General features: G+C 63.1%; 13 protein-coding genes and 1 pseudogene. 1 reads left to right on the top strand and 13 read right to left on the bottom strand.

The window, feature by feature from the left end; all coding sequences use genetic code 11:
- Positions 1-79: 79 nt before the first annotated feature.
- The 12 genes and pseudogenes from WDA27_14485 to WDA27_14430 all read right to left on the bottom strand — a co-directional run bounded on the left by WDA27_14485 (position 80) and on the right by WDA27_14430 (position 6,694).
- The gene (locus WDA27_14485) at positions 80-1,081 is read right to left on the bottom strand and encodes a polyprenyl synthetase family protein (GenBank protein MFA5892132.1); all 1,002 of its coding nucleotides are present in this window, start codon (positions 1,079-1,081) and stop codon (positions 80-82) included.
- Between the two features lie 95 nt (positions 1,082-1,176).
- Positions 1,177-1,719 (bottom strand): AAA family ATPase, encoded by a 543-nt coding sequence (locus tag WDA27_14480; GenBank protein MFA5892131.1) that lies wholly within the window; start codon positions 1,717-1,719, stop codon positions 1,177-1,179.
- Between the two features lie 108 nt (positions 1,720-1,827).
- The gene (locus tag WDA27_14475; GenBank protein ID MFA5892130.1) at positions 1,828-2,025 is read right to left on the bottom strand and encodes a hypothetical protein; all 198 of its coding nucleotides are present in this window, start codon (positions 2,023-2,025) and stop codon (positions 1,828-1,830) included.
- 6 nt (positions 2,026-2,031) lie between these two features.
- Positions 2,032-2,247: a type II toxin-antitoxin system HicB family antitoxin gene (locus tag WDA27_14470; GenBank protein ID MFA5892129.1), complete on the bottom strand. Its 216-nt coding sequence runs from the start codon at positions 2,245-2,247 to the stop codon at positions 2,032-2,034.
- 3 nt (positions 2,248-2,250) lie between these two features.
- A complete protein-coding gene (locus WDA27_14465) occupies positions 2,251-2,442 on the bottom strand; it encodes a type II toxin-antitoxin system HicA family toxin (protein MFA5892128.1) in 192 nt (63 codons plus the stop codon).
- 92 nt (positions 2,443-2,534) lie between these two features.
- Entirely contained in the window at positions 2,535-3,056 is a 522-nt protein-coding gene (locus WDA27_14460) for a GNAT family N-acetyltransferase (GenBank protein ID MFA5892127.1), read from the bottom strand.
- 178 nt (positions 3,057-3,234) lie between these two features.
- A complete protein-coding gene (locus WDA27_14455) occupies positions 3,235-3,447 on the bottom strand; it encodes a type II toxin-antitoxin system HicB family antitoxin (protein ID MFA5892126.1) in 213 nt (70 codons plus the stop codon).
- Between the two features lie 621 nt (positions 3,448-4,068).
- Positions 4,069-4,280, bottom strand: a pseudogene (locus tag WDA27_14450) (type II toxin-antitoxin system HicA family toxin).
- The gene (locus WDA27_14445; GenBank protein ID MFA5892125.1) at positions 4,280-4,483 is read right to left on the bottom strand and encodes a type II toxin-antitoxin system HicB family antitoxin; all 204 of its coding nucleotides are present in this window, start codon (positions 4,481-4,483) and stop codon (positions 4,280-4,282) included. Before WDA27_14445 ends, WDA27_14450 begins: the two are co-directional and overlap by 1 nt.
- A gap of 6 nt (positions 4,484-4,489) precedes the next feature.
- On the bottom strand, positions 4,490-5,188 hold the full coding sequence (locus tag WDA27_14440; protein ID MFA5892124.1) for a chloramphenicol phosphotransferase: 699 nt from the start codon (positions 5,186-5,188) through the stop codon (positions 4,490-4,492).
- 133 nt (positions 5,189-5,321) lie between these two features.
- Positions 5,322-6,095 carry a methyltransferase domain-containing protein gene (locus WDA27_14435; protein ID MFA5892123.1) on the bottom strand — a complete coding sequence of 258 codons (774 nt, stop codon included), beginning with the start codon at positions 6,093-6,095 and terminating at the stop codon, positions 5,322-5,324.
- Positions 6,092-6,694, bottom strand: a complete 603-nt coding sequence (locus WDA27_14430; protein ID MFA5892122.1) for an AAA family ATPase — start codon at positions 6,692-6,694, stop codon at positions 6,092-6,094. Before WDA27_14430 ends, WDA27_14435 begins: the two co-directional genes overlap by 4 nt.
- A gap of 189 nt (positions 6,695-6,883) precedes the next feature.
- On the opposite strand from WDA27_14430, the gene WDA27_14425 reads away from it, so the two are divergent.
- On the top strand, positions 6,884-7,099 hold the full coding sequence (locus tag WDA27_14425; protein MFA5892121.1) for a hypothetical protein: 216 nt from the start codon (positions 6,884-6,886) through the stop codon (positions 7,097-7,099).
- Between the two features lie 38 nt (positions 7,100-7,137).
- Here WDA27_14425 and WDA27_14420 read toward each other — a convergent pair whose 3' ends face one another.
- Positions 7,138-7,356 carry an addiction module protein gene (locus WDA27_14420; protein ID MFA5892120.1) on the bottom strand — a complete coding sequence of 73 codons (219 nt, stop codon included), beginning with the start codon at positions 7,354-7,356 and terminating at the stop codon, positions 7,138-7,140.
- Positions 7,357-7,533: the final 177 nt, after the last annotated feature.

Genomic DNA, 7,533 nt, shown 5'->3' with positions numbered 1-7,533 from the left:
CTCGGGCGGCTAACTCCCGTAGAGTTTGAGGCCGTGTACGAAGGAGCCCTTGCAGCGTGAAAGGCTCACAAGCTACGAGTCAACCAGATCGGGGGCAGTCCCCTCGACCTACCGGATCATTGGTAAACGGATTCAGGGCACGAGTCGCCTCCGACGACAGTGAAGTGACGGCCTTGATGGCATCCTCGACCGCGCCGGACTTCTTTACCCGCTCAAGGGCCTCGGCAAGGTCTTCCGCACGACGGCGCTTGAGCAAGGCGGCGAGAGTCTTGCCTCCCCGTTTCGCCAAGGCGCGGATGACCGGTTCGGTATACGTTCCGGTCGCAAGATCCCTACCGACCGGTTTGCCGAGCAGATTGGGATCCCCGATGAGGTCGAGCACGTCATCGATCAGTTGGTACTGGACGCCGAAGGCAGTCCCGAACGCGGTGACCGCATCCAATTTCCGGGGTGGCATCCCGACCAGCATGCCCCCAAGACGGCAGGCCGCCGCGAACAGCGTGCCCGTCTTTGCTTCGGTCGCGGCCCGGTACTGCTCGAGCGTGCGATCGAGATTCATCAGATCCCGGAGTTCCTCGAGTTGCCCGGCAGCCATGTGCGCCATCGTGTCGGCCATCAGAGCGGAAGCTTCCTTATGCATCTTCTTGGCTGCCAGGAGCCCGGCCTCTGCGAGAACCAAGTCCCCGACCACCAGAGCAACGCCTGTACTTTCGACGGAGTTCAACGTGGGCTTGCCCCGACGGGAAGATGCTTCCTCGATGATGTCGTCGTGAATCAATGAGCCCATCTGGACCAGTTCGACGATTGCAGCGGCTGTCGCAACGCGGGCGTCATGGGACCCTCCTAGCTGGGCGCACGCGATGGTCAGCGTCGCTCGGATCCGCTTCGCGGGACCCGTAAGAAAGGCGAAGACCTCCGGTCGAAGTGCAGCCTTGAATTCGCTCAGCGCGCCGGAAACGAGCGTGTCGACCTCCTCAAGGCGCGAGGGCAGATCGGGAATGGCCAGCAGGGTCGCTAGCTGCCCACGGTCCAGAAGTCCAATGCGACCACCGTCACGTCCCTGCCCCTGACCGCGTGCCACTCCCCCCACCCCCTCGCAGTAATCCGTTCAACGCCTCTGGCGTTGACCCGCCGGCGAAGCCGGGCGGGTCTAACGTCGAGCCATATGGCGCCTCATCACGTCGCCAATCGTGCGGCGAGTTTCGCATCGTCTGCTCTCTGAAGGAGAACGTCCACTGTCTCTTCTGCCGACATGCTCGATGAATCGACCCAAAGACCGTTTCGGGGCATCACCTCCAGCTCCTGCTGGAGGTGCTTCCAGAGGTGAAGTACCTGCTTGTGGCGACCCTGGTCCCGCGCCTCAACGACCGCAAGCGCCGGACAGAGTTGGACGAAGCGTATGGGCGCTTGCAGGGTTTCCGAATACCGGTCAAGCACGGACTGGGATACCACGACATCATCCACGACGACGGAGAAGCCAGAGTCGAGGAAGGAGTTTGCCAGCAGGGTGATATTGCGCCTGCGAAGCTGGATCTGTGCCTCTGCTTCGTCTTTCGGTTCATGATCAGGAGCAACGAGACCGGAAACGATGAAGTGGTGCCCAACCAGATCGCCCTCGACGTGTACGCCTCGCAGATATCTGAGCGCCAGCAGACGGCTCACGGTGGTCTTCCCGGCGCCGGGGATTCCTGAAACTACCCACAGGTGCGGCTCGCTCATGACCGGTCCATATGACGATTCTGCGCGTCGGCGGCGCCGCATCGCGAAGCGATCGGCGTCCATTGTGCGCGCGAGTTGTGCGGCCTCACGGGGTCCATACCGTGAGTGTCAAGACGGTGAGCGTAACTCCGGCGAAGACAACGGTGCCCCAAGAAGCCCCCAGCGCCAAAAACTCCGTCCGAAGTGGTCGGCCACAAGCCCGATCCCCAAAGCTGGAAACACGAGCGTGAAAAGGAAATACGCAATCCACAGCGGCAGGATGTTCTGCCGCCCCGGCTGTACCGTCGCTACCAGTGGATACAGCACTCGACCTTATGCGGCATGGACCTCGACGATCTCAGCTTCGCTGGACGGCTCCGGCACGCGGAGTCCCTCTTCCTTGAGGCCATCAATGTGGAATTGGATCGCCTCTCGGACGAGGTCGAGCGCTTGCTCACGCGTCTCCCCGGCGGCTATACACCCGGGAAGATCCGGCACGTGCGCGCCCCATCCACTCTCCCCGTGCTCCAGAACTACCATGTATCGCATCGCCTAGGACTCCTTGAGGCCAGCCTGCTTGAGAACTGAGTTCAGTGTACCCCTTGGGATGTCAGTGCTCGGCTTCCCCGCGATCGTCACGAGGCCCGGCTTCGCAGGGTGTTTGAACTGGCGATGGCTACCCCGGGTTCTGGCGAGGTACCAACCATCGCGTTCGATCAACTGGATGAGTTCAGCGACTTTCACATGCGCAGCCTACGCCCGCATAACTTGGCGGCTCAGCGGCCGGACGCCCGCGAAGCGGGCGGGCGGTCCGTTGAACGCGCCGGTTAGCCATCTCACAGCCGCTTCTTGAAGCCGCGATACGGACCGGACTCGAAGCCGAGCGACTCATAGAAGCCGACTGCATCAGTTCGTTCGGCCTCTGTCACAAGGATGACTTGGCTGCAGCCCCGCGCCGCCGCCGCAGCTTCGAGCTCCTCCATGAGCGCCCCACCCACGCCAAACCGCCGTGAGCCCGCATCGACAACGAAGTCCTCAATGACCATGAAGGGCCGACAGTCGCCGTAGAGCTCGTGGCACACGATGCCGAGGGCAGTGCCGACGACTTCGTCACCCTCCCGCGCGACGAGAAACAGGTAGTCGGGATCACCCTGCAGGTGCCCTAGCGTCGCACGCGTGCGCTCGAGATCGGATGGCTCGCCCCAGAACTGCTCGTAGAGACGAGCGACAGCAGGGAGATCGACTTCCGCGAGAGGCTCGATACGCACACTGACCGCCGGCATGGCTACCGAGTTGGCGCCTGAGCCGCGCGAGCCCGTAGGGCGAGCGTCGGCTGCAAACGCCAGGTCTACGGTCACGGCTGTGGCACCCCCAAGTCTTTGCAGATCTTCTTGGACAGTAGGTCGTTGAGTTCGTTGTGTCGCGGAACGGCAGACCGGGCACCGGTAGCGGCGTTGCCCCACCAAGAATGCTTTGCACCCTCGCGCACAAGTTCGCAACCATTCAGACGCAGGTGGGCGAGAAACGCGCGACGCTTCAAGTCGAGATCTTGACTTCTTCGAACTCGTCACCTGCGGCATCGCGCGAAGACTCCCGGTTCATCTCGAGAGCTTCTGCGAGCGCAGATTGAAGGTTCGCCATCAACTCTTCTCGGGTCACGCCTTGGGAGTTGACGCCCGGGATCTCTTCGACCCAGCCGACCCACCAATCCGCTTCCCGTCGAACGACGGCCGTGTACTCGTTGCTCATCTGACCACTTTACAAGGGGCGCAGGGAATCTCTAAAGGAGAATCCGTAGAACGATTTGGCAGTCGAGCAGCGCGAGCGTCTGCTCCAACCGCGGGTTCAACGGCTATCGCTCCCCTAGCGTAAGCCTCGAGGTCCCTTCTTGTGCTTGTTGAAAGACCAAGTTGGAAGGCGCTTTCGACGTCAACCCATCCCAGACCTGCCCCTTCCGTATGAGCCAAAGCCGAAGACTCACGAATTGCTGTGACCTCGAAGACGTGGCGACGCCGCGACGTGCGTGGATTGACGTAACTGGTCCATGCGGAAAGGTCGGACACCTGCAGGGTGACATCGAGCTCTTCCTTCAACTCCCTCAGCAGACACGCCTCGGGGCTTTCCCGGGGCTCGGCGCCGCCTCCGAAGAATCCCCACTGTCCCGGGTTCACTGGTGCGTCGTCTGTTCGATGCTCGAGCAACAGCCTTCCTGTGTCGAGATCGCGAACGATGGCGCATGCGTAAAACCAGGTTGGATCACTCGGTCCGAACATGTTGTTCTCGTTCATCCTCGATCCGTTGAACGATCCTGCGGCTGTCCGCCCGACGAAGTCGGTCGGGTCCAACGACGAGCTCTGCAGCAGGAAGCGGTCACAGCAACTCCCGGAATTCGTCGACGGTTAGTCCCGCGTCCCGCGCGATACCGCCCATGGTGAACACGCTGATCGGGTTGGCGAGAGGGATAGTCAAGATGCGGCGGCCATCCGACATGACGATGTGCTTTCCCTCGCGGACAATCTCAAAGCTGCCTTGCGAAGAGCGCGAACCGCGCGCTGGTGGGAGACGCCGGGGATGCTCGGCATCAGATGACGACTTCGATCTCCCGAACCTCAGATCCCTCGAGCTGCGCGTCCGCGACTGCGACATACGCCTCGATGGCGGCGCGAATGTTCTCGATGGCCTCGTCCTCATCCTTACCCCGCGACCAGCATCCAGGAAGACCAGGCACCGAAACCGCGACACCCTCATCCGAGCGGTGCAAAGCGATCTTGTAGCGAGCCGTCATGTCAATCTACTTTACTGCCACCCTCGGGTCGAAGGTCGGGTTCCGATCCTCACTTTCCCTCCCGGCGATCTCGGCGAACCGGGACCCCGGAGGTCCTTCCGCAAGCCGCTTGCGGATCAACTCCGCGCACGCTTCGGGACTGAGCGCGGAGGTGTCGACTTCAAGGTCGTAGCCGCCGTGCGCGTGAATAGCATCGACACCAAGATGCACCGAACCTGTGACGCCGGCGTCGACCTCACCACGGACCTGCCCCCACGTCGCCTCGCGACGCTCCCACAAGACATCGACCGGGCATCGCACGCCGACGAACAAGACGGGAAGACCGGCGAGGCGTCGAGCGCAGTCCGGCAGGATGCCCAACGGCTTTGAGTAGGCGTCGTGATGGCCAACATCCACCACCACGTTGAGCCCGAGCCGCGCGTGCGCCGCGACGGACTCGCACAGAGCCGCATAGAGCACCGGTACGTATTCCTCCAAGACATCCAAGGACACGCGCCCGGCAGCAGTGCTCGCCCACTCGGGTCTCTGCGCTCGGAGGCCGACTCCCGGACGGAAGGCGGGCGGCGTGCACCTGATGTGGGCGTCGGCGCCGATGTTCATCCAGACGCCGGGGAATTTGTCTTGCATGACTTGCGCAATGCTCGTCTTCCCCGATCGCTGCACCCCGTTCAGGATGACGATCTGGCCCGGCGAATCAGCGCTCACTCTGCCTCACGATCGTCTGGTGTGGATCGCCGACGGTCGCGCGAACGACACGTGCCTCGACCCATTGTCCGTAGAACGCTCAGCATCAGCGGCGCCGCATCGCGAAGCGATCGGCGTCCGCCGTGCGCGCGGGTTAAGCGGAGGACGTCCGCTTGCCAACGTAGGCGAACCCCGTGATGCCATAGAAATACTTCCCCGTCGCGCTGAGGTCGTCCTGCTCCGAGACGAATTCAGTGTAGTCCGCCTCGCTGGCCAACCCCCGTTGAACCAGCGCGCCGAGGTCCTGAACGCGGGCGTGCCCGTACCAGGGCGGCGCAAAGGTCGTGTTGGTCATCACCCGCGCATGGATGGAGCCGCGGAACAGACCGGAGCCATTGAACACTCCCCAGAGCCGCCGCCCCATCCACCCGTCTGAATGATCCATCCACCCCTGCTGCCAGTCCGCGAAGGCCTGAACGAGTCTCCGCACTCGGCTCTTGTCGTGCGCGTCCCAGATCTGGGAGTCCCAATCCCAGTGGGCGGCAATCGCCCAACCACCAGGCTTGAGTATCCGGCCGATCTCCCGAGCGAAGAACTCCGGATCGGACAGGCACTCCACCAAGTTGTTAGAGAACACAACATCGACAGAGCCCGAGGCGAAGGGAAGGGCCGCCTCGATCTTCTCGGCGCGGAACTCGATCCGAGAATCACTCGCAGCCTGGCCGGACCGCGCGGCGGCAATGGCGTTCATGGACGAGTCGATCCCGATCAATCGCAAGTCCGCGGAGGGCTGGAGAGACGCAACAGTCAGCACATCGTCGCCACGGCCACAGCCGAGATCGACCCAGAGGCCGCGCTCGGGAATCGGAACGAGGGACGCGAGCCAATCACGATGCTCGCGAACGTCGTCGGAACCCGCATCGCTCATGGCCGCTTAACGACCCTGCGCGTCAGCGGCGCCGCATCGCGCTGCGTCCGTTGTACGCGCGAGTTCTGCCGTTGCCGCGAGTGTGCCGCCGACGCAAGAACGCGCCGGACGGCGCCTCGGCTCCGCACTGTGATCACCTCGACGTCCTTCCCCGCACCGGCGATGCATGACAGCACGCGTGGCCGCGAGACGGCCACATAGTTCCAGATCCATGCCAAGAACTCGCAGGTCAACCGCTCAGGGCAATCCAGCGCGACATTCGGACGCTCGACGAAGAGCGCCAGGATGCGCCGTTTGAGCACGCCCCAGATACACAGCCAGCGCGGGAAGTCGAAGAACACGATGGCGTCGCAGCGAGCCGCCCGGATAGGCAGCGAGTTGGTGTAGTTGCCGTCGATGACCCAGCAGTCACCGGCAGCTAGCTCGTGGACCTTCGCATTCCATTCCTCGGTCGGCGTCCGTTCCCAACCCGGCTGCCAGTAGTACTCATCGAGGTGGACGAGGGGAAGCTGCTTCACGTCTGCCAGGCGCCGGGCGAAGGTCGACTTCCCGGCGCCACCGGATCCGATGACCATGACGCGTTGCCTGTCGGTCAGCATCACACTTAGTCGGCAGAACGACGATTTGGCGGCTCAGCGGCCGGACGCCCGCGCAGCGGGCGAACGGTCCGCTGAGCCGCGGGTTGGGCAGCGCGGTGTCGCGCAGCGACCCGCGGCGGTTGAACGCCCGAGTTATGCGTCTGGTGACCTCGGCGATCGCGACTTCCAAACGTCGGGACTGCGCCGGAGGTGAAAGCAGCCGAGGACGAAGATCTCACCGTCATCCACCACATAGGAAAGCCCGTAGGGAAATCGGTGAGTAAGTACCCTTCGGATGTCGCCAGCGACGGTTCGCCCCGAGTGTGGATGCTCCGCGACATGAAGAAGGGCTGCTTCGACGGAATGAAGAAAGAGCGCCCCAAGGCCCGGCTGCGCCTCTTCGTACCAGGCGTGAGCGTCCAGTAAATCGGCCTCCGCTTCCCGCGCAAGGCGAACATGCAGGCTCACGCGCCGCGGATGCGCGCCAGAACGGTTGCCAGGTCATCACCCGAGGCAGGATCAGACCTATGGGCAGCGAGCCGACGTTCAAGCTCTTCCCTCTGGGCGCGCGTGAGCGGTATCGCGTCGCTCTCGTCGTGGATCGACTCCCAGAGATCCTCGACAAGGCGCAGACGCTCCTCCATCGGAAGCTTGCGAATCTCCTCTAGGGGCATGGCGCTCATGGGTGCATGGTGGAACCTAGCAGCGAAATTTGCAAGTGCGGCGGGTACGCATAACGTTCTGCGGCTGAGCCGCGCGAGCCGAAGGCGAGCGTCGGTTCCAGCCGCGAGTTCTGCAGCTCTCCCGCAAACATGTGGGTCCAGGATGTCAATGCCATCTCCCGCTGGCCCCCTCACGTC

The organism is Actinomycetota bacterium (assembly GCA_041658565.1).
GTDB lineage: Bacteria > Actinomycetota > AC-67 > AC-67 > AC-67 > JBAZZY01.
This window is presented reverse-complemented; position numbering and strand designations above follow the sequence as displayed.

What these genes read in the sequence shown, in the direction of transcription:
- WDA27_14435 (MFA5892123.1), bottom strand. Translation starts at nt 6,095, where the DNA reads ATGAGCGATGCGGGTTCCGACGACGTTCGCGAGCATCGTGATTGGCTC.
- WDA27_14445 (MFA5892125.1), bottom strand. Translation starts at nt 4,483, where the DNA reads ATGACGGCTCGCTACAAGATCGCTTTGCACCGCTCGGATGAGGGTGTC.
- WDA27_14455 (MFA5892126.1), bottom strand. Translation starts at nt 3,447, where the DNA reads ATGAGCAACGAGTACACGGCCGTCGTTCGACGGGAAGCGGATTGGTGG.
- WDA27_14470 (MFA5892129.1), bottom strand. Translation starts at nt 2,247, where the DNA reads ATGCGATACATGGTAGTTCTGGAGCACGGGGAGAGTGGATGGGGCGCG.
- WDA27_14420 (MFA5892120.1), bottom strand. Translation starts at nt 7,356, where the DNA reads ATGAGCGCCATGCCCCTAGAGGAGATTCGCAAGCTTCCGATGGAGGAG.
- WDA27_14480 (MFA5892131.1), bottom strand. Translation starts at nt 1,719, where the DNA reads ATGAGCGAGCCGCACCTGTGGGTAGTTTCAGGAATCCCCGGCGCCGGG.
- WDA27_14430 (MFA5892122.1), bottom strand. Translation starts at nt 6,694, where the DNA reads ATGCTGACCGACAGGCAACGCGTCATGGTCATCGGATCCGGTGGCGCC.